Origin of the sequence: Kitasatospora sp. NPDC087861 (assembly GCF_044742585.1) — a bacterium.
GTDB lineage: Bacteria > Actinomycetota > Actinomycetes > Streptomycetales > Streptomycetaceae > Kitasatospora.
In genome coordinates, this window is the sequence record NZ_JBIUUS010000066.1 from 1 (window position 1) to 20,342 (window position 20,342).

At 70.6% G+C, this 20,342-nt stretch carries 15 protein-coding genes; 9 read left to right on the forward strand and 6 right to left on the reverse strand.

What is annotated here, in order from left to right:
* Nucleotides 1-129: 129 nt before the first annotated feature.
* A complete protein-coding gene (locus ACIOJE_RS39840; RefSeq protein ID WP_280680369.1) occupies nt 130-888 on the reverse strand; it encodes a class I SAM-dependent methyltransferase in 759 nt (252 codons plus the stop codon).
* A gap of 240 nt (nt 889-1,128) precedes the next feature.
* Between ACIOJE_RS39840 and ACIOJE_RS39845 the strand changes: the two genes are divergently transcribed.
* The 6 genes from ACIOJE_RS39845 (at nt 1,129) to ACIOJE_RS39870 (ending at nt 7,877) form a co-directional block, all read left to right on the forward strand.
* Nucleotides 1,129-2,034 carry an HpcH/HpaI aldolase/citrate lyase family protein gene (locus tag ACIOJE_RS39845; RefSeq protein WP_400783386.1) on the forward strand — a complete coding sequence of 302 codons (906 nt, stop codon included), beginning with the start codon at nt 1,129-1,131 and terminating at the stop codon, nt 2,032-2,034.
* Entirely contained in the window at nt 2,031-2,861 is an 831-nt protein-coding gene (locus ACIOJE_RS39850) for a cyclase family protein (protein ID WP_280680364.1), read from the forward strand. Before ACIOJE_RS39845 ends, ACIOJE_RS39850 begins: the two co-directional genes overlap by 4 nt.
* Nucleotides 2,862-2,869: 8 nt before the next feature.
* The gene (locus ACIOJE_RS39855) at nt 2,870-4,045 is read left to right on the forward strand and encodes a cytochrome P450 (protein WP_400783389.1); all 1,176 of its coding nucleotides are present in this window, start codon (nt 2,870-2,872) and stop codon (nt 4,043-4,045) included.
* 156 nt (nt 4,046-4,201) lie between these two features.
* Entirely contained in the window at nt 4,202-5,035 is an 834-nt protein-coding gene (locus ACIOJE_RS39860) for an HpcH/HpaI aldolase/citrate lyase family protein (RefSeq protein WP_400783406.1), read from the forward strand.
* The gene (locus ACIOJE_RS39865) at nt 5,032-6,444 is read left to right on the forward strand and encodes an MmgE/PrpD family protein (protein WP_400783391.1); all 1,413 of its coding nucleotides are present in this window, start codon (nt 5,032-5,034) and stop codon (nt 6,442-6,444) included. The genes ACIOJE_RS39860 and ACIOJE_RS39865 overlap by 4 nt, the downstream gene beginning before the upstream one ends.
* A 170-nt stretch (nt 6,445-6,614) precedes the next feature.
* Nucleotides 6,615-7,877, forward strand: coding sequence for an MFS transporter (locus tag ACIOJE_RS39870; RefSeq protein WP_400783393.1), 1,263 nt, complete (start codon nt 6,615-6,617; stop codon nt 7,875-7,877).
* Between the two features lie 76 nt (nt 7,878-7,953).
* On the opposite strand, the gene ACIOJE_RS39875 is transcribed toward ACIOJE_RS39870, so the two are convergent.
* Nucleotides 7,954-8,853: a nuclear transport factor 2 family protein gene (locus ACIOJE_RS39875; RefSeq protein WP_280680354.1), complete on the reverse strand. Its 900-nt coding sequence runs from the start codon at nt 8,851-8,853 to the stop codon at nt 7,954-7,956.
* Between the two features lie 963 nt (nt 8,854-9,816).
* Here ACIOJE_RS39875 and ACIOJE_RS39880 point away from each other — a divergent pair.
* A complete protein-coding gene (locus tag ACIOJE_RS39880; RefSeq protein WP_280680352.1) occupies nt 9,817-10,812 on the forward strand; it encodes a TauD/TfdA family dioxygenase in 996 nt (331 codons plus the stop codon).
* Nucleotides 10,813-11,139: 327 nt separating this feature from the next.
* On the opposite strand, the gene ACIOJE_RS39885 is transcribed toward ACIOJE_RS39880, so the two are convergent.
* Nucleotides 11,140-11,913 carry a thioesterase II family protein gene (locus ACIOJE_RS39885; RefSeq protein ID WP_400783397.1) on the reverse strand — a complete coding sequence of 258 codons (774 nt, stop codon included), beginning with the start codon at nt 11,911-11,913 and terminating at the stop codon, nt 11,140-11,142.
* Between the two features lie 36 nt (nt 11,914-11,949).
* The gene (locus ACIOJE_RS39890) at nt 11,950-13,074 is read right to left on the reverse strand and encodes a cytochrome P450 (RefSeq protein ID WP_400783398.1); all 1,125 of its coding nucleotides are present in this window, start codon (nt 13,072-13,074) and stop codon (nt 11,950-11,952) included.
* A gap of 403 nt (nt 13,075-13,477) precedes the next feature.
* On the opposite strand from ACIOJE_RS39890, the gene ACIOJE_RS39895 reads away from it, so the two are divergent.
* Complete coding sequence (locus tag ACIOJE_RS39895) at nt 13,478-14,260, forward strand: class I SAM-dependent methyltransferase (protein WP_400783400.1); 783 nt, start codon at nt 13,478-13,480, stop codon at nt 14,258-14,260.
* 75 nt (nt 14,261-14,335) lie between these two features.
* On the opposite strand, the gene ACIOJE_RS39900 is transcribed toward ACIOJE_RS39895, so the two are convergent.
* Nucleotides 14,336-15,823, reverse strand: a complete 1,488-nt coding sequence (locus ACIOJE_RS39900) for an MFS transporter (protein WP_280680346.1) — start codon at nt 15,821-15,823, stop codon at nt 14,336-14,338.
* A 79-nt stretch (nt 15,824-15,902) separates the two neighbouring features.
* The gene (locus ACIOJE_RS39905; RefSeq protein ID WP_280680344.1) at nt 15,903-16,109 is read right to left on the reverse strand and encodes a ferredoxin; all 207 of its coding nucleotides are present in this window, start codon (nt 16,107-16,109) and stop codon (nt 15,903-15,905) included.
* Nucleotides 16,110-16,509: 400 nt separating this feature from the next.
* Here ACIOJE_RS39905 and ACIOJE_RS39910 point away from each other — a divergent pair.
* The coding region (locus tag ACIOJE_RS39910) for a type I polyketide synthase (RefSeq protein WP_400783404.1) at nt 16,510-20,342 on the forward strand (3,833 nt) is incomplete at its 3' end.

The window sequence follows — 20,342 nt, forward strand, 5'->3', positions numbered from 1 at the left end:
GCGGCCCCCACCCAAAAAACCCCCCTTTCACTCCCCTCCTCCCGCGGCCAAATTTATTTGGGGGGGGGGGGGGCCCCCCCGGGGGGGGGGGTGGGCCCCCCCCCGCCGCCAGAATTCCTCGGATATCCGCTACTCGCCCGCCCCGCGCAGCTCCGCCCGGGTCACCGTGAGACGGATCGGCAGATCGAACTCGCCCTTCTGCGTGTCCGGGTGCTCGTCCAGGTGCCGGCGGATGCGGCCCAGCAGTTCACCGCGCTCCTGCTCCGGCAGCGCCAGGACGGGGGAGAGGGTCCCCATCCGGGCGACCATCGAGTCGGTGGTGCAGCGCTGGCCGTGCCGGAAGTCGGCGTGCTCCAGGTCGGTGAACAGCGGGTGCTGCCGCAGCCGGTCGGTGGGCGACGTCGTGCTGTCCCAGCCGAAGATCCGCGCCAGCCCGGCGATCCAGTCGACGCGCGCGTCGTCGTCGTTCCACAGCGCGGCGACCACCCCTCCCGGGCGCAGCACCCGAGCGATCTCCGGGAAGGCCTTCTCCTGGTCGAACCAGTGGAAGGCGTTGCCCGCCAGGACCGCGTCGACCGACGCGTCGGGCAGCGGGATGCTCTCCGCCGATCCGATGTGGGCCTCGACCCCGGGGTGGTTGCGGACCAGCTCGTCCCGCATGCGCGCGTCGGGCTCCACGGCGACCACCGCGATCCCGGCGGCCCGCAGCCCCTTGGTCAGCTGACCGGTCCCCGCGCCCAGGTCGAGGACCGTCAGCTGCGGCCGGTCCGCGACCGGCACGAGCGCCCACTCGATGGCCTCGCGCGGGTAATCCGGCCGGTGCTCGGTGTACCCGGCCGCGTTCGACCCGAACGACGTCCCCTGCTGCTCATCGCCCGAATTACTCATGAACCATCCCATTCACCGCATTCGCGCATTGTGCGCACCCACTTGCCGACGACTCGGCACGACAGCCTTGAGTCCTACCACACGGGATGATCCAGGTGAAGTGGACTTTGGTACACAATTTTTGCCCTGCACCAAGGTCCACTTACTCCCCCGACGCATCCTGCGTAAAAATTATTCGACATTTAAAGGATTTTGAATGTCGAATTTTGACGCCGCCACGATACCCGCCTTGGGGGTGTAGTGCAACTTTCCAAACCACACCATTCCACAGGGCAGTCCGCGAGCACCCGCTCACTGTTCCTGAGCTACCTCTACGTACCAGGTCACCACCTGAAGCGAATCGGAAGCGCATATTCCTCCGACGCTGACGCAGTCGTGCTCGACCTGGAGGACGGCGTACCGGATTCGAAAAAGCAATACGCTCGCGAGCTGGTTTCCGATGTCGTCTCGGGCGCCGTCGCCAAGCCGACGTTCGTGCGGGTGAACTCCGTCGCGAGCGGACTGTGCACCGATGACGTGCTCGCCGTCGCCGGCCCCGCGCTGAGCGGGCTGCGGCTGCCGAAGGTGCGCGGCCTCGACGATCTGGCCCACGTCACGGGGCTGCTCGCCGAGATCGGCCATCCGGCCGGCGTCCAGCTCCTCATCGAATCGGCCGCCGCGCTGGAGGTCGCCTACCCGCTCGCCGCGGCGTCGCCCGCCGTGACGATGCTGGGGCTGGGTGAATCGGATCTCCGGGTGAACCTGGGCTGCGAACTGGACGGACGGACGATGGACGCCGCCCGCATCCGGGTGATCACGGCCTCCCGCGCGGCGGGACTGCCGAGTCCCTGCCAGAGCGTCTACGCCGAGGTGCGCGACCCCGAGGGCCTGCGCGACAGCTGCCTGCACGGCAAGCGGCTCGGCTTCCTGGGGCGCATGGCCATTCACCCCGGCCAACTGCCGATCATCCACCAGGTCTACCGGCCGACGCCCGACGAGATCGCCGAGGCGGTCGACATCTGCGAGGCGGCCGACCGCGCCGACGAGCAGGACACCTCGGTCGTGGTGTCGGACCGTCAGCGGCTGGTCGCACCACCGATCGTCGCCAATGCGCGCCGGGTACTCGAACTGGCTCACGCGCTGGAACTCCTCCCGGACGTGTCATGACCGAATCCTCCGCCACCCCCGACCGCCTGCTCGCCGCACTGTCGAGCGGAGTGGAGGTCGTGGACCTGGCCCAACCCCTGGCGAACGGGATGCCGTGCTCGCCGAACCATCCGGGGTTCCGCATGGCGCTGGCGCGACGCCACGGCGACGCGGTCCGCTCCGACGGCGGTTCGTCGGCCAGCGAGATCATCACCACCGGCGGTCACGTCGGCACCCACATCGACGCCCTCTCCCACGTCTCCCAGGACGGCCTCCTGCACGGTGGCCGGGACAGCGCCGAGGCCCAGCGCGGTGGTGCGTTCTCCGTGCACGGCATCGACACCGTCGAACCGATGGTGTGCCGGGCGACCTTCCTCGACATCGCGGCGCTCCACGGCACGGACTGCCTGCCCGCGGGCCACGGCATCACCGCCGCGGAGCTGGCCGCCGCGGCGCGGCAGGCCGGGGTCGAGCCGGGGGCGGGCGAGGTCTGTCTGATCAACACCGGCTGGAGCCGCTGGTGGAGCGACCCGCAGGCCTACCTCGGGTTCGACACCGGCGTCCCCGGAATCACCCCGGACGCCGCACGGTGGCTGGTGGAGCGGGGAATCCGCGCCGCGGGCACCGACACCACGGCCTTCGAGCAGATCCCGGCCGGACGCGGTCACACGATCATGCCGGTACACCGGATCATGCTCGTCGACGCCGGCATCCACATCGTGGAGAACATGCGGTTCGACGGACTCGCCGGTCGTGCCGCAGTGGAATTCGGCTTCGTACTGGCGCCGCTGCGGATCGTCGGCGGCACCGGATCCCCCGTCCGCCCCCTCGCACTCCTGAGCAGGTGAGCACGACCATGCCCTACGAGAACGATTTCGACCTGTTCTCCCCGCCCGTCGCGGAGAACCCCTTCACGGTGTACGACGACATGCGCGGCGGCTGTCCGGTGGCACACAGCGAGAAGCACGGCGGCTACTGGATCGCGGCGAGCTACCAAGCGGTCGACGACGTGGCCAAGGACCCCGAGCTGTTCTCCTCGGTCTCGATCAGCGTGCCCAAGAACGCCTTCGGCGACGACCTCGCCGAACGGCCGCCGATCACCCTGGACCCGCCGCGGCACGGCGCGTTCCGACGCACGCTGCTCCCCGCCTTCAGCCCCCGGCAGATCAAGGCGCTGGAGCCGTCGGTCCGCGAACACGCCCGCGAACTGCTGGCGGGGATCACGGGCCGGGACCGCTGCGACGCCGCGGCCGAGTATGCCAAGAGGATCCCGTCGCGCTTCATGGCGCGGATGATCGGCTGCGACGACGACCGTCAGGACGAGTTCGCCGAGCAGATGCGGGCCCTCCTCGAGGCCAACGAGATGGAGGAGATCCAGGCCGCGATGGCGCAGACCCAGCCGTTCCTCGACGACCTGATCGAGCAGCGGCGCCGGGAGCCCGGCGAGGACCTGGTGAGCTGCGTGCTGTCCGCCGAGATCGACGGCCGCAAACTGACCGGCCCCGAGCTGATCGGGTCCCTGGTGCTGATCATCACCGCGGGCATCGACACCACGTGGAGCGCCCTCGGCAGCAGTCTGTGGCACCTGGCCCGTCACCCGGAGGACCGCAAGAGGCTCGTGGCCGAGCCCGAGCTGATCCCCACCGCCGTCGAGGAGTTCCTGCGCGCCTTCTCCCCCGTCCAGATCGCCCGTGTGGTCACCCGGGACACCGAGTTCCACGGTGCACAGCTCAGCGCGGGTGATTCCATCCTGCTGGGGATGCCGTCGGCCAACCGGGACAGCGCGGAGTTCCCGTCCGCGGACCGGGTCGACATCGGCCGGGAGGTCAACCGTCACCTGGCCTTCGGGGTCGGCATCCACCGGTGCATCGGTTCCTCCATGGCCCGGATGGAGATGCGCATCGCCCTGGAGGAATGGCTTCGTGCGATCCCGGAGTTCACGCTCGCACCCGGCGACGCCGTGAAGTGGTCGACCGGGCACGTCTGGGGGCCGCGCCGGCTGGACCTGCTGCTCGGAGGGGCCGAGGCGTAAGGGAGGAGAGGACCGGGATCGCCTCCGGAGATCCACGTTGCCCGACGCCGGGCAACGCCGCCCCGGCCGGTCGGCGCGCGGGCATCGACGACGGGGACGGGTGCTCGGCGGTCGCGAAACGCCGCTGAGCACCGGACGTCCCCCTGGGGAGTGGTGATGATGGAACCGATTCGCAGCTGGCTCTACGTTCCCGCCCATCGGATCGATCTGCTCGGCAAGGCCATGGCCGGGCAGACCGACGCCGTTGTGCTGGACCTGGAGGACGCGGTGCCCGCGGACGCGAAGCGGCTTGCCCGCGACCAGGTGATCGAGGCCCTGACGGAGCGCTGGCCCAAGCCGGTCTGGGTGCGCGTCAACTCGCTCGAGTCACCGTGGGGTGAGGCCGATCTGGCGGCCCTGACCGGAACCGCCGCGGCCGGACTTCGACTGCCCAAGGTCGAGGATCCGGAGCTCGTCCGGGCAGCGGCGGTGGAGACCGGTCTGCCCGTGCACGCGATCATCGAATCGGCACTGGGTGTGGAGAACGCGTACCGGATCGCCGCTGCCCACTCCGGTGTCGCCCTGCTCTCCCTCGGTGAGGCCGACCTCATGGCGGATCTCCGGCTCGGCGACATCGGCGCACTGGACTGGGCACGCCAGCGCATCGTCAACGCCGCCCGAGCCGCGGGGCTGCCCAGTCCGCCGCTGTCCGCCTGGACTGACGTCGCGGACGTGGCCGGCCTCAGCGCTGACACCCTCGCCGCCGGAAAGCGCGGCTTCTTCGGCCGATCGGTCCTGCATCCCACACAGGTGAGCGTGGTGAACCGGATCTTCACACCGGATCCCGACGAGGTGGCCGCGGCCCTGGCACGCCTTGCCGACCAGGTGGGGCGGGGCGCCGCCGCGTGGCTCGACGACCAGGGCCGGTTCGTCGACGCCGCGCTCCTGGCCAACGCGAGGTGGCTGGTCGACCTCGCCGATGCGCTCGCCCGAAGGGAGGCCGGCGCATGACCCCCACTCCCGCGCAACGGCTGGCACAGCTGGCCCACACCACCGCCCGCACCGGTCTGCCCCGGGATTTCCGCGAGGAGATGGCCGGGCGGGTCCTGGACCTCCTCGGGAACAGCCTCGCCGCCGTGCCGACCGGTGTCGCCGCAGCGGTGGCCGCCATGGCCGGATCCTGGGGCGGTGCACCGCAGGCCACGGCGATCGCGGCCGACCGGCGGCTGCCCGCTCCCGCGGCAGCGCTGGTCAACGGAACGCTCGCGCACGGCCTGGACTTCGACGACACCCACCTGCCCTCGGTGCTGCACCCGTCCGCGGCGGTGCTGCCGGCCGCGCTCGCCGTCGCCGAGACCGTGGGGGCGTCCGGCGCAGCGCTGCTCGACGCCGCCGCGATCGGCGTCGAGGTCACCTGTCGGCTCGGCATGGCCGGGTACGACCCGGCGGCGAACAACTCGATCTTCTTCGACCGCGGCCTGCACGCCACCGCGATCTGCGGCACGGTCGGCGCCGCCGTCGCCGCCGGAATGCTGTACGGGCTCGACGAGGAGGAACTGACCTCGGTCATCGGCATCGCCTGCAGCATGGGCTCCGGGATCATCGAGGCGAACCGGACCGGCGGCACCGTCAAGCGCACGCACTGCGGCTGGTCGGCCCATGCCGGGGTCGTCGCCGCCGAGCTGGCCCGGCACGGGATCACCGGGCCGACGACGGCGCTGGAGGGACGGTTCGGCTTCCTCACCGCGTTCTGCGGTGATCGCGCCGACGCCGGCCAGCTCACCGACGGTCTCGGGACGCGCTGGGAGGCCCGACGACTGTTCGTCAAGCCCTACCCGTGCAACCACTTCACCCATGCCGGCATCGACGCCGCCCTGCGGCTGCGGGCGAAGGGGGTCGATCCGGGCGCCGTCACGGCACTCACCCTCGGGGTTCCGGCGCCGGTCGTGCACACCATCGGGGAACCCCACGCGGCCAAGGTCCGGCCGCAATCGGGGTACCACGGCGCGTTCAGCGGTCCGTTCACGATCGCGGCGGCGCTGCTGGGCGGAGGCGGGCTGGGCGTGTCCCATGCGGACTTCACCGATGCCGCCGTGCGGTCGGCGGACCGGCTGGCCCTTGCCGAGAAGGTCCGGGTGGTCCCGGACGCGCGGTGCACCAGCATCTTTCCGCACCAGTTCCCCGCGGTGCTGACGGCCGAACTCGTCGACGGCTCCCGGCACGTCGAACGGGTCGAGGTGAACCGGGGCGGCCCGGAGAACCCGCTCACGCCCGCGGAACTGATCACCAAGTTTCGGATCAACGCCGAACGGACGATCTCCCCCGCCCAGGCCGAGCAGGTCGCCGAACTGACGGCCGGACTGCCGAGCGCACCGGATCTCACCGCGCTGACCACGGCCCTGCGCAGCCGGCCGGTCTGATCACCGGGTCGCGCGCCGCCCAACTGACGGTTCACCCTCCGCCGAAGACACAACGCATGGTTGGGGTTCCCTGTCTGATCGGTTGTTTGCTCCTCCTTCCGCAGCCTTGATTTGATGCCCGGAGATCCCGCGGCGATGGCCGCCACGGGAAGGAGAGGGCACGAGGCTCCATGACGAAACGATCCCTGGGCCGGCCGTTCGGCTGGCTGTGGGCGTCTTATGCGGTGAGTGCCTACGGGTCCGGGTTGGGGTTCGGCGCGTTCCCGCTGATCGCCGTGCTGGCGCTGCACGCCAGCACCTCGGAGGTGTCCGCGCTCTCCGCGGTGGCGCCGACCGTGGGCGCGCTGATCGCGGTGCCGCTCGCGCCCTGGGTGGAGTACCACCGCAAGCGGCCGGTCATGATCGCCATGAACCTGACCCGGTGCGCGGTCATCCTGACCGTCCCGGTGTGCTACGCCTTCGGCTGGCTCAGTTTCGCCCAACTGCTCATCACCTCGGCCATCGTCGCCGCCGCCAAGATCGCCTTCAACTCGGCCAGCGGCGCCTACCTCCAGACCATCGTCCGGCCGGAGCACCTGCTCGTGGCGAACGCGCGGTTCGAGTCCACGAACTGGAGCTCCATCGCGATCGGGCCGCCGCTGGGCGGCGCGGCGATCGGCATCTTCGGACCGGTCGCCACCGTCGTCGCCGACGCAGCCGGCTACCTGCTCTCCGCGCTCGGCATCACCGCGATCCGCGGCCGGGAGGAGCCCCCGCACAGGTCCGGTGGGAAACAGCTGCGCTCCGGCGACCTGCTGGACGGCTGGCGGCACATCATGGCCCATCCCGGTCTGCGCGCGCTCTTCCTCAACAACATGCTCGTCTCCGGGCTCATCATGGCCACCGAGCCGCTGCTGGCCGTGATCCTGCTGCGCGACCTCGGGTTCGCCCCCTGGCAGTACGGCCTCGCCTTCGCCGCCCCCTGCGTCGGCGGGCTGATCGGCTCCAGGCTGGCTCCCCGTGTCGTGGCCCGGTACGGCCAGCACCGCGTGCTGCGCGTCGCCGGCACCCTGCGTGTGGTCTGGCTGATCGGCCTCGTCCTCGTCCGCCCCGGTACCGTCGGCCTGGTGACGGTGATCGCCGTGGAGCTGGCGATCATCCTGAACATGAGTCTCTTCACGCCGGTGGTCGCCACCTACCGGCTCGAACACACTCCCCCACAACGCGTCGCCCGTACGCTCTCGGCATGGTTGATCGGCCAGCAGGCGGGGATCGCGGTCTTCACCGCGCTGGCCGGGCTGCTCGCCGACGCCACCAGCCCGCGCATCGCGCTCGCGGTCGCCGGACTCGCCATCCTCACCAGCCCGCTCCTCCTGCCCCGAAAGCCGGACACTCCGCCGGCGACGGCCGTCGAACAGGACGGCCAGGTGACCAATCTGACGCACCGTCAGTAGACGCCACGGGCTCGTGGCCCGCCACCGGACCGGAGGCGGGCCACGCGCAGGACCCCCGGCGGGATCCGGGGAGGGGTCAGAACATGGTGTTGTTGTTGGCGGAGGTGGCCGGGATGTTCTCTATGACGTCCCAGTGCTCGATGATCTTCAGCTCTCCGTTCGCCTGCTTCTCCACGCGGAAGATGCCCATGATCGCCTGTCCGCTGTCCTCGGGGTGGAGGCGGTAGCGGAAGTGCACGGCGACATAGTCCCTGTCGGCGATGGTGCGCTTCAGATCCGCGGTCACGTTCGGGAACTGTCGGAAGAACTCGGCGAATCCCTCGCGCATGCCGACCGTTCCGTTGGGAACGGAGGGGTTGTGCTGGTAGTACTCCGGCATGAGGTAGCTGACGGCGTCGGGGTTCTTCTCGACGAGGAGCGTGTTGAAGTAGTCGAGGACGACCTTCTGGCTGAGGGGCGTCTCCCAGCAGGGCCCGCTCGGCTGGTTCGTGTTCGGGTTGCTGACCGTGCCGAACATGTCGTTGCCGTTGACCGTGGTCGCCGGCACGCCCTCGCGGGTGTCCCAGTGCTCGGCGATCCTGCCGTTCCCGTCGAAACGGAAGATGTCCATCACGTCGTCGCCGCGGGTCCCGGGCTCCTGGATGGGATTGGAGTGCACCAGGACCAGGTCGCCCTGGGCGAGGACCCGCTTGACGTTGTACGTGAGCCCCGGGTAGCGCGCGTGCAGGTCACGGGCGAGGCCCTTGAGCGCGTCGCGGCCGTCGGGGACGGTGGGGCTGTGCTGGATGAAGTCGGCGCGGACATGCTGGTCCGCGACCTTGACGTCGCCCTTCTCGAAGAGCTGGGTGAGGACGTCGACGGCGATGCGCTTGTTGCGCTCCAGGGCGACACTTGAACGCTGGACGTCAACGGCGGTCAGACCGTCGCGGGACGGCGCGGAGACGGTGGCGGCGGAAGCCGGCGTGATTCCGGACACCGTCGCGAAGCTCGCTGCGGCCAGCAGAGCGACAGCGGTTCTCCGGGCCAGCGAAGTCGTTCTCGGCATGACGATCTCAATCTCTGGAATGAGGAAACGGTTGGGCGTACCTCGGCTGATCGGGTGCGCTTCAGGACGCGACGGATCCCGGCGGCGGTTTCCCCCCAACCGGCGGGATCCAGCCGAAGTTCGGTGCGTAGCAGCGTAGTCGGCAAGCTGGCCGAATGGAGCGTTTGTGCGAAAGACGTCGACGGTAAACTCCGCCGAGCTCGGACCCGACGGACCGTCCCCACCCGAACGAACGGCCCACCGTCGGCATTTCCGCTGATGGGAGTCACCGCACAGCGGGAGCGAGCCGCCGGAAAATCCCGGGCCCGCGATCCCGTCTCTCGCGAACTCCGGCTCGGTGGCGCACTTCTGAGCCCGACCCAGCCGCTACTCCTCGCTTGACGGGTACCTGTTCAAGCCAGACCGGACGACCGCCTTCCCCTGCCCGGGACCGCTCCCGCTCGGCGCCCCTCCGACCGATGTCACCAAACGTCACATGTACGAAGGTTCCATTCCCGCCGTATCCCCGGACGCCGTACGCTGTGGTTTTGTACGGTGAATTCCATAGGTCGGGAATATGGAGGTCACCGGCTCAACGCGGGAAGGCGCACCGGCTCCGGTTCGGACGCGCGCGCAACGATTCCCCGGCCTCCGGGGAACTCACTGTCCGCAGAGAAGAACCGAATTCGGTTCCCGACATCGCATTCTGCATCCCTTGACTTCGGCGGCCAGGAGCGGGACCTCGCTTCGGCTGCGCGTCGACACCTCGGAATCTCCGCCGACCGGGTCTGGGTGCCACCGCGATCTCCCAGCCGAAGGCCGGTGTGGGCGTCCGTCCGGGCGACAGTGCCGTCCCGCTCTACAGCGCGGCAGCGGAGACCCGTCTCGCCGCCACACTCACGGAGGTACCGCAGAATGACTGGCATCACCGTCAACCCTGCCGCCGGGCGCATCGGCGCCGAGATCGAGGGCGTGGACATCTCCCGCCCGCTCGACGCCGACCAGATCAGCACCATCCAGCAGGCGCTTGACGAGTGGAAGGTCGTGATCTTCCGGAACCAGCAGCTCGACCACGCGACGCAGATCGCGTTCGGCCGCCAGTTCGGCGAGCTGACCTACGGTCACCCCCACCACGAGCCGCCCAAGGACGCGCCGGAGATCTACACGATCCAGCACCGCCGCTTCGAGAAGCAGCTCGGCGGCGACGCCACCCGGGAGCTGCGCAAGTACGCCTACGCCGGCAACAACGGCTGGCACTCCGACCTCACCCCGTTCATCAACCCGCCGGCCGGTGCCATCCTCCGTGCCGAGGTGCTGCCGAACTACGGCGGCGACACCCAGTACACGAACCTGGTGGCCGCCTACGATGGCCTGTCCGAGCCGTTCAAGGAGTTCGTGGACGGGCTGCGCGCAGAGCACCGGTACGGCGCCAACTGGTCCGGCATGCCGCAGCCCAGCGTGGCCGGCTTCCAGAAGCGCGTCGAGGAGAACGCCCTCGTCTCCCACCACCCGCTCGTCCGGGTGCACCCGCGGACCGGGCAGAAGGCCCTGTTCGTGAACCCGATCTACACCGACCACATCGTCGGTCTGTCGCCCATCGAGAGCCGTCTCGTCCTCGGCTACCTCTTCGACGAGATCGCCCGTCCCGAGTACACGGTGCGGTTCCGCTGGGCCCCGGGCAGCGTCATCTTCTGGGACAACCGGGCCACCTGCCACATCCCGCCGCGCGACCTCGACCACCTCGACGTGGAGCGGGTGCTGCACCGGGTCACGCTGGTCGGCGAGGTGCCGGTGGGCCCGGACGGCCGTGAGTCGGAGGCGCTCGAAGGTCCCCGCCTCGGGTCGGAGCCGGTGTTCAACTCGACGTTCTTCGACCGTCGGGACCGGGCGGCCAAGGAACAGATGGCCTGAGCCGGGGGCGGTCTCCCGATCCGAACGACCGCCCGCCCACCGCGCCGGCATCACTGACGCCGACGCGGTCACCGTGACGGTACGCCTGCTGCCCCTGTCGGTCTCCCGGCAGGGGCAGCGGCGTGTGGCGACGCGGCTGGGCGCCCGGGTGTTCCGGTCACGCCCCGGGCGCGGACTCCGGCCCCGCCGACCGTTCAGGCCACGTCCCTGGCGACCGGGAACCGGTCCCGTCGGGGCCGGGGCCGTGGGGGTTCACCCTCGGCCGATCCGCACAGCGCAAGGAGCCGCGGGCCGTTGTCGGCCCGCGGCTCCTGTCGTACCGTCCCGTCAGCGGTCCGCCGGCGCGTCGGCCAGCACGTCCCCGATCCGCCTGATCAGCCGGGGTGCCTGCTCGGTGAGGTAGAAGTGGCCACCGGGGAACACCTCCAGGGCGAAAGCACCGCTCGTGTGCTCCTGCCACGCCCGGACGTCGTCCACCGGCGCCTTGGGGTCGTCGTCGCCCACCAGTGCCGTCACCGCACAGCTCACCCGGTGCACCCGCTCCGGGCGGTACAGCTCGGCCGCCCGGTAGTCACTGCGGATCGCGGGCAGCACCATGCGAAGCACCTCGTCGTCACCGAGGACCCGGCTGTCCGTGCCGGCCAGTCGCCTGACGTCGCGGAGCAGCGCCTCGTCGCCCCGGTGGTGCACGTCGTCCTCCGGCCGGAACCGGGACGGCGCCCGGCGACCCGACGCGAACAGCATCACCGGAACGATCCCGGCCCGCTGCTCCAGCAGGCCGGCCAGTTCGAACGCCAGCGACGCACCCATGCTGTGCCCGAAGAGGGCCAGCGGCCGGTCGGTCCACTCCCCGACGAGCAACGGCAGCAGCCGGTCCGCCAGTTCGGGGATGTTGTCGATGCAGGGTTCCAGCCGCCGGTCCTGACGGCCGGGGTACTGCGCGGCGAGCACCTCGACCCGCGGCGAGAGGGCCCGGGAGACCGGGAAGTAGAAGCTTGCCGAGCCTCCCGCGTGCGGCAGGCAGAGCAGCCGTACCCGCGCTTCGTCGGCCGGGTGGTAGCGGCGGATCCACAGATCCCGGTCCGCACCGCGCGAGGCCACGTGGGGCACTCCGGTTCGGGTCGGGTCGGACACGCCTCAGACGTCCCAGGTGATGGGCAGCGCCCGCAGTCCCTTGAGCAGCATCCCGCTCGTGTAGGCGAGCTCGTCGACCGGTACGGCCAGGCGCAGCCCGGGGAACTCGCGGAGCAACGCGGTGTAGGCCACCTCCAGCTCCAGCCGGGCGAGTTGGGCGCCCAGGCAGCGGTGCGGGCCGTGCCCGAACGCCACGTGGTCGTCGGCGTTGGTCCGACCGAGGTCGAACCGGTCCGGCTCCGGGAAGGCCCGCGGGTCCAGGTTGGCGGCGGTGGGGCTGGCGAGGATCACGCTCTGGGCGGGAATGGTGAAACCGCCCAGCTCGACCTCGGTCGTCGTCACCAGGTGCAGGCCCTCCTGCGGATCGGTGGTCGGGCTCAGGACCACGTACCGCAGCACCTCGTCGATGACGGAGGGCACCAACGAGGGGTCGGCGCGCACCGCCGCGAACTGGTCCGGGTGGTCCAGCAGGGCCACCAGGCCCTTGCCCAGCATGTTGGCGGTCGTCTCGTGCCCGGCGACCAGCACGCCGAAGACGATCTGGACGACCTCCTCCGCGTTCAGCCGGCCCTCCACGTCGCGCGCGGTGACCAGGTCCCGCAACAGGCTGCCCTCCGGGCAGCGGTGCGCGTCGGCGGCCAGGTCGCCGATGTACGCGACCAGCGCCCGCCGGGCCGCCATCGCCTGCTCCGGCGGGTAGGCGTTGGTCGAGGTGATCTGTTCCGACCACGGGCGGAACAGGTGCCGGTCCTCGAAGGGCACGCCCAGGATCTCGCAGATCACCGCGACCGGCAGCGGGAAGCACAGGGCGGCGCTGAGGTCCGCGGGGGGCCCGGAGTCATGTACCCCGGCGAGCAGTTCGCCGGTGAGCTGTTCGACCCGCGGCCGCAGCGCGCGGATCCGCCGGACGCTGAACGCCGATGCCACGGCCTGGCGCAGCCGGGTGTGCTCGGGCGGGTCGAGGTCGTGCATCCCGGGCCGGGAGAAGACCGCGGCACGGCCGGTCACCGATCCCCGGCGGTGCGCCTCGGCCCGGCTGAACCGGGGGTCGGACAGCACGGTCCGCACCTCCGCCATGCCGCTGATCAGCCAGGCCTTGCCGCCGTCCGCGGTGGTCACCTCCCGCACGGGGGCCTCCCTCCAGAACTCGCGGACCGACGTCGGCGCGGAGTATTCCTCTTCGCTTTCCGAACCCGGTACTACCTGGCTGGCTTCCGTCACCACTTACTCCCGGTCCACGTCGCTGGTTTTTCGAGGCGGGCCGCAGGACTCCGTCCGCATCCGGACATTCCGTCGTAATCTCGACCACGACCACGGCCGCCCCCGGCTTTGGACAATCTTCCTCGGATTCGTACAGGGACATTTCCGAAGCAGGGATCGCACCCTCCGGGGGGGAGGCACACACGGCGATCGTGCCCGCGCCGCGCGCAACGCACCAGTGGACCAAGGTGCAATGTACATAATGGAATGCAATTTGATATGAGTGAATTAGGCGTATAGCCGAATGCCCGATAGAGATGCGAGGAAATCAATGGACCGTCGGGAACGGGTAAAGCTGTACGACCAGATGGCGGATGCGTACGATCGATCACGGCCGAGCTATCCCGATGACATCATCGACGACATCCTGGGCGACTCCGCGGACACCCTTTCGGTGCTCGACGTGGGGTCCGGAACCGGAATCGCCTCGCGCCAGATGGCGAAGCGGGGCGCCCAGGTCCTCGGACTCGACATGAGCGTCGGGATGAGCACCGTCGCCGAACGGCACGGCATTTCCACCGAAGTCGTCCCGTTCGAGACCTGGGACCCGGCCGGCCGGGAGTTCGACCGGGTCACCTGCGCGCAGGCCTGGCACTGGATGGATCCGTTCAGCAGCGCGGCGAAGGCGGCTTCCGTGCTCCGGCCGGGCGGCCGGCTCTGCCTGTTCTGGAGTGCGGGGTTCCCTGCGGATGATCTCGCGGACGCCCTGGCGGACGCCTACCGGCGGGTCCTCCCGCCCGGCTCCCCCAAGCTGACCCTCGGTTACGCCGTGAGCCGGTCCAGCGACCTGCCGCTCGACTTCAGCGTGGTGACCGGGTCCCCCCGCGCGTTCCAGCACATGACGGAGGAGCCGGCCAGGTCGGTTCCGTGGAGTGCGACCTACACCCGGGACCAGTGGCTCGACGAGCTCTACACGCACACCGACCACACGGCGTTGCCGGCCGAGGTGCGGCAGAACCTGTTCGACGAGATCGGCAGCACCATCGACCGCTTCGGCGGAGCGTTCGACATGACGTTCGCCACCTACCTGTTCTCCGCCACGGCGCCCCGGTAGCCCTGCGGCCGGCCGGGTCGCCGTAGCGCCCGCAGGGCCCACGACCGGGTCGTGGGCCCTGCGGGTCGATCACTGCTAGGCGTTCGCCTGGACGTCCACCCGGGCGTCCGCCTGAGCCGTCTGCCGGCGTTCGCCGGGGATCGCGAGCGCCAGCACGGCGGCGACGACGGCAACCCCGGCGCAACCGAGCAGTGCCGTGCGGTATCCGGAGGCGAGCACGGTCTGCTTGCTTCCGGTGGCGCTCATGCTGACCGTCGCGGCGATGCTCGTGAACATCGCGACACCGATGGCGCTGCCGATCTGACGCGTCGTCGTGGCCACCCCCGAGTAGAGGCCCGCGCTGTCCTTGGGGGCTCCGGCGGTGGCCGTGATCGTCAGGCACGGCATGGTGAGACCCATGCCGAGGCACAACAGTTCCATCGGGAAGAAGATGGCGCCCCAGTAGTCACCGTGAACGGGCACGCGGGCGATCCACACGACACCGGCGGCGTACACCAGCAGCCCGACGATCAGCATCGGTCGCGCACCGATCCGCTTCACGAACCGTGCGGTCAGGATGGCGACGAGGAACGTGGTCAGACCGCCGGGGAGTTCGGCCAGTCCCGCCTCCTGCGGGTCGTAGCCCAGCACCTTCTGAATGTAGAGCACGACGAGGATGACCTGGGAGGCCATCGCGACGGTGGCCACGAACGACACCAGGTTCGCCATCGAGATCGTCCGCGAGCGGAAGATGCCCAGCGGCACCATCGGGTGCTTCGACCGCGACTCGATCAGCAGGAAGGCGACCAGGAAGACGATCGAGACGGCGAACGAGAGGATCGTGTGGGCGGACAGCCACGCGTGGTCCTTGAGACCGATGGTGGCGTACACGGCAGCGGTCACCGAGCTCACCACGCAGAGCGCTCCCGGCAGGTCCAGGGAAGGAATCCCGGCGCGCGCCGCCACCACCTGGCGCGTCAGCGTCCGGGTACCGAAGGCCAGCAGCACGCAGCCGATCGGCAGGCAGAAGAACAGGGTCGAACGCCAGCCCCAGTGGTGGGTGAGCACACCGCCGAGCACCGCACCGGTGACACCGCCGATGATGCTGGCCGCGCCCCAGATCGAGATCGCGCGGTTCCGCCGGTGCTTCTCCGGGTAGGCGGCGATGATCAAGCCGAGCGAGGACGGTAGCAGGATCGCGCTGCTGACTCCGTGCGACGCCCTCGCCGCCACCAGTTCCCAGCCGTTCTGCGCGAACCCGCCCAGCACGCTGCCGAAGGTGAACAGCCAGAGCCCCGCGAGGAAGACCTCCCGCCGGCCGAACAGGTCGCTGAGGCGACCGCTCAGCAGCAGCAGCCCGGCGAGCGCCAGGCTGTAGGAGTTCACGACCCACTGGAGTCCGCTGACATCCAGGCTGAGACTGCGCTGGATCGACGGCAGCGCGATACTCACGACCGAATTGTCGAATTGAACCATGAAGTACGCGACAGAGGATATCGCCGCGACGTACCACAGCGGGCCCCGGACCACGCTGTCCCGGACCTCTGATTCCGGTCTGTCGCCCGTCTTCTCCAGATTCGGCATCACACCGACCCCTTCCCGACACTGTCAGATTTGCTTCTTCGTCCCGACCGCCAGCCGGATCTCTCCACTCGCACGGCCATCACCGGATATCCACGGGGCGGAGAGTGATCGCTCGTTCCGGGCAATTGGCAACGCAGCGACGCGCGACCGGCTCCAGCTCCTCGGGCAGTGGCCCGGTCGACAGCAGCGTTCCGTAACCGAGGTCATTGCAGTCGAACAGCTCCGGAGCCAGGTCCATGCAGCGCAGATGCCCCTGGCACTTGTCGGTGTCCAGCTCAATGCGCACTCAGCACCCCCATGTCCATCGAATGCGCACGTGTGAAGACGCTCACGTCGGACTCCTCCGACGCACTCGGTCGATGTTGAAATTTGTTCTACGCGATATTTCGCGCAGGCGTCAAGTGAACCTTGGTACGAGACGATTCCCCAGGTCAGTCGCCGTCCGTGTACCAAGGTTCACTTCACATATCAGAGTCGATTTTGTAGAAACAATAGGTGCGGGGCATAGTGCGCAGAGGCAATCCCGACCTTCGGCTCAGGTCGATCCGTGAATGGCACGAAACGCCGACCGCCCCGGTCCCGGCTACGCCGTCGAAATCACCGTTCATGCGGGCTCGCCCGCACGCCCGCTGACCGGTTCACGCACTCGGTCCGATGTGCGCGGTGCCCTATGAAGGAGGATGTGGATGTCGCTGCGCCACGAAGGTGACATCGCGGTGGTCGGCATCTCCTGCCGATTTCCCGGAGCGGACGGCCCCGGCGCCCTGTGGTCACTGCTGACGGCCGGGACCAGCGTCGAGGCACCGCTGCCCGACGGACGCTGGGAGCCCGACGCCCTGGCGGGCCTGTCGGAGGCAGAGGCCCACGTCATCCGGCGCGGCGCGTTCCTGGACGATGTCGCCGGCTTCGATGCCGGATTCTTCCGGGTGCCGGCCCGGGAAGCCGCGATGATGGACCCTCAGCAGCGGCTGATGCTGGAGCTGAGCTGGGAGGCGCTTGAGGACGCCGGGCTCACCGGACGGTCGGTGGCGGGAAGCCGCACCGGCGTGTTCCTCGGCGTCGCCACGGACGACTACAGCACGCTCGTCCGTACCCGGGGCGCCGAGGCGATCACCGCGCACACGTTCACCGGCTCCCTGCGCTCGATCGTGGCCAACCGCGTGTCCTACTTCCTGAAGGCGAAGGGGCCCAGCCTCATCGTCGACGCCGGGCAGTCCTCGTCACTGGTCGCGGTCCACCTCGCCGCCGAGAGCCTGCGCCGCGGCGAATCCGACATCGCCATCGCCGGCGGTGTCGCACTTCGGCTGACCCCGCATCACGCCATCGCCGCCAACCGGCTCGGAGCCCTGTCGCCGGACGGGCGGTGCCACGTCTTCGACGCGCGCGCGAACGGGTTCGCCCAGGGTGAGGGCGGCGGCGCCGTCGTGCTGAAGCCGCTGGCGGCCGCACTCGCCGACGGCGACGACGTCTACTGCGTGATCCGCGGTAGCGCCGTCACCAACGACGGCGGCGGCGACCAGCTGGTGACACCGACCGCTGACGGCCAGGCGGAGACCATCCGGGCGGCGTACCGCCGGGCGCACGTGGACCCCGCGGCGGTCGTGCACGTCGAACTGCACGGAACGGGCACGCCGACGGGCGACCCGGTGGAGGCCACCGCGCTCGGCTCGGTGCTCGGCACGGCACGAGCGGCGGACGATCCGCTGCGGGTCGGATCCATCAAGTCGAACATCGGTCATCTGGAGGCCGCGGCGGGCATCGCCGGCTTCATCAAGACCGCGCTGTGCGCGCGGGCGAAGACCCTCGTTCCCACCCCCGGGTTCCGGACCCCGAACCCGCGGATCGCGCTGGCGGAACTGAACCTCCGCGTGCAGACCTCGGTCGAGGCGGCGCCCGCCGACGCGGTGTACGGCGTCAGCTCCTTCGGCCTCGGGGGCACCAACTGCCACATCGCGGTAGCGGCGCCGCCGCAGCCGCGTCGGGACGAGCAGGGCCCGGGCGCAGGCCCGTCCCCGCTGCCCGTGGTGCTCTCCGCCGCGGACGCCGGCGCGCTCCGTGCCCAGGCGGCACGGCTCGCGTCCGCCCTCGACGGCGACCCGGGCCTGCTCGACGTGGCGTGGTCGCTGGTCACCACGCGTTCGGAGTTCGAGCACCGCGCCGTCGTGCTCGGGACGGACCGCGCCGCCGTCGGCCCGGTGCGCGACGGTCTGGTCGCGATCGCGTCCGGGATGCCCTCGGGGTCGGTGGTGACCGGGCGGGCCTCGGGCACCGCCGGTCCGGTGTTCGTCTTCCCCGGCCAGGGGTCGCAGTGGGCCGGCATGGCCGCCGAACTGCTCGACAGCTCGCCCGTCTTCGCCGAATCGATCTCCCGGTGCGAGGATGCGCTGGCGCCGTTCGTGGACTGGTCGCTCGACCGGGTGCTGCGCGACGGGCGCCCCGCCGACCTGGAGCGGGTCGACGTGGTGCAGCCGGCCCTGTGGGCGGTGATGGTCGCATTGTCGGACGTGTGGGCCGCGCTGGGCGTCCGGCCGGCCGCGGTCGTCGGCCACTCCCAGGGCGAGATCGCCGCCGCGACCGTGGCGGGCATCCTGTCCCGTTCCGACGGGGCCCGGGTCGTGGCGCTGCGCAGCCTGATCATCGCCCGTCACCTCGCCGGCAAGGGCGGCATGGCGTCGGTCGCACTGCCGGCCGACGATCTGCGCGACCTCCTCGCCGGGTACCCCGAGGTCAGCCTAGCCGCGCTCAACGGTCCGCGGTCCACCGTGATCAGCGGCCCCTCCGAACCGCTTGAGCGGGTGCTCGCCCAGCTGGAGGGCGACGGAGTACGGGTACGCCGCGTGCCGGTCGACTACGCCTCGCACTCGGCCTCCGTCGACACCATCACCGACGAGCTGATCGAGGCCCTGGCCCCGATCGCTCCGCGCGAGGGCGAGCTCGCCTTCCATTCCACGGTGACGGGTACCGAGCTGGCGGGCACCGAACTCACCGCCGCGTACTGGTGCCGGAACCTGCGTCACACGGTGCGGTTCCATCCGACCGTCGAGGCGCTGATGGGCCGCCACGAGGTGTTCATCGAACCGAGCCCGCATCCGGTGCTCACCGTGCACGTCCAGGACGCCGCCGACCGGTCCGGGGCGGCGGTCACCGCGATCGGGACGCTGCGCCGCGACGACGGCTCGCTCGCGCGGCTGACGGCCTCGGTCGCGGAGGCCTGGACCGCGGGGACGACCGTCGACTGGACCATGCTGTTCGACGGCACCGGCGCACGCCGGGTGCCCGTGCCGACCTATCCGTTCCAGCGCGTTCGGCACTGGCTCGACACCGTGGACGCGCAGGCGGCCGGTGCGGAGTCCGCGCTGGCGCTGCGATTGCGGCAGGAGGGCAACGCGGATCTGCGCGAGGTCCTGCTCGACCTGGTGCGCAGGCACACCGCGGTGGTGCTGGGCCTGGACACCCCGGCGGAGGTCGAGGACACGACGCCGTTCCGGGAGCAGCGGCTGACCTCGGTCGGCGGCGCGGAGGTGTGTGCCGGCCTGGCCAAGGCCACTGGCCTGGCGCTGCCCGCGACGGCGGTGTTCGACCATCCGACGCCCGTCGCGTTGGCCGAGCACCTGGCGCAGCGCATGCGGGGCACGACGGTCACCGAGCCGGTGCGGGTCCACCGGCCGGCGACGCGCGACGACGATCCGGTGGTGGTCGTCGGGCTCTCCTGCCGTCTTCCCGGTGGTGTGTCGACACCGGAACAGTTGTGGCAGCTGCTCCTCGACGACCGCGACGTGGTCGGGGCGTTCCCTGCCGACCGCGGCTGGGACCCGGACCTGATGACCGCTTCGGCGACGTCCCGGGGCGGGTTCCTCTACGACGTGGCCGACTTCGACGCGGCGTTCTTCGGCATCTCCCCGCGCGAGGCGCAGGCGATGGACCCGCAGCAGCGGCTGCTGCTGGAGACCTCGTGGGAGGCGCTCGAACGGGCCGGGATCGATCCCCGGGGCCTGCGCGGCAGCGCCACCGGGGTGTTCGTCGGCGCGATGGCCCAGGACTACGGCCCGCGGCTGCACGAACCCTCGGACGGGACCGACGGGTACCGGCTGACCGGTGCCACGACGAGTGTCGCGTCGGGCCGGGTGGCCTACGCCCTGGGGCTGGAGGGCCCCGCCGTCACGATCGACACCGCCTGCTCCTCCTCCCTGGTCGCGGTGCACCTGGCCGCCGAGGCGGTGCGGCGCGGCGAGTGCGGCATGGCGCTGGCGGGCGGCGTCACGGTCATGTCCACCCCCGGCATCTTCGTGGAGTTCAGCCGACAGGGCGGGCTCTCCCCCGACGGACGCTGCAAGGCGTTCTCCGCCGGCGCGGACGGGACCGGCTGGGGCGAGGGCGTCGGCCTGCTCGTCCTGGAACGGCTCTCGGATGCCCGGCGCCTGGGCCACCCGGTCCTCGCGGTGCTGCGCGGCTCGGCCGTCAACCAGGACGGCGCCTCCAACGGCCTCACCGCCCCCAACGGCCCCTCCCAACAACGGGT

Bases quoted from the DNA above. Each gene is read 5' to 3' on its own strand.
- ACIOJE_RS39865 (WP_400783391.1), top strand. From the start codon at position 5,032: ATGACCCCCACTCCCGCGCAACGGCTGGCACAGCTGGCCCACACCACC.
- ACIOJE_RS39850 (WP_280680364.1), top strand. From the start codon at position 2,031: ATGACCGAATCCTCCGCCACCCCCGACCGCCTGCTCGCCGCACTGTCG.
- ACIOJE_RS39840 (WP_280680369.1), bottom strand. From the start codon at position 888: ATGAGTAATTCGGGCGATGAGCAGCAGGGGACGTCGTTCGGGTCGAAC.
- ACIOJE_RS39855 (WP_400783389.1), top strand. From the start codon at position 2,870: ATGCCCTACGAGAACGATTTCGACCTGTTCTCCCCGCCCGTCGCGGAG.
- ACIOJE_RS39895 (WP_400783400.1), top strand. From the start codon at position 13,478: ATGGACCGTCGGGAACGGGTAAAGCTGTACGACCAGATGGCGGATGCG.
- ACIOJE_RS39870 (WP_400783393.1), top strand. From the start codon at position 6,615: ATGACGAAACGATCCCTGGGCCGGCCGTTCGGCTGGCTGTGGGCGTCT.
- ACIOJE_RS39860 (WP_400783406.1), top strand. From the start codon at position 4,202: ATGATGGAACCGATTCGCAGCTGGCTCTACGTTCCCGCCCATCGGATC.
- ACIOJE_RS39880 (WP_280680352.1), top strand. From the start codon at position 9,817: ATGACTGGCATCACCGTCAACCCTGCCGCCGGGCGCATCGGCGCCGAG.
- ACIOJE_RS39900 (WP_280680346.1), bottom strand. From the start codon at position 15,823: ATGCCGAATCTGGAGAAGACGGGCGACAGACCGGAATCAGAGGTCCGG.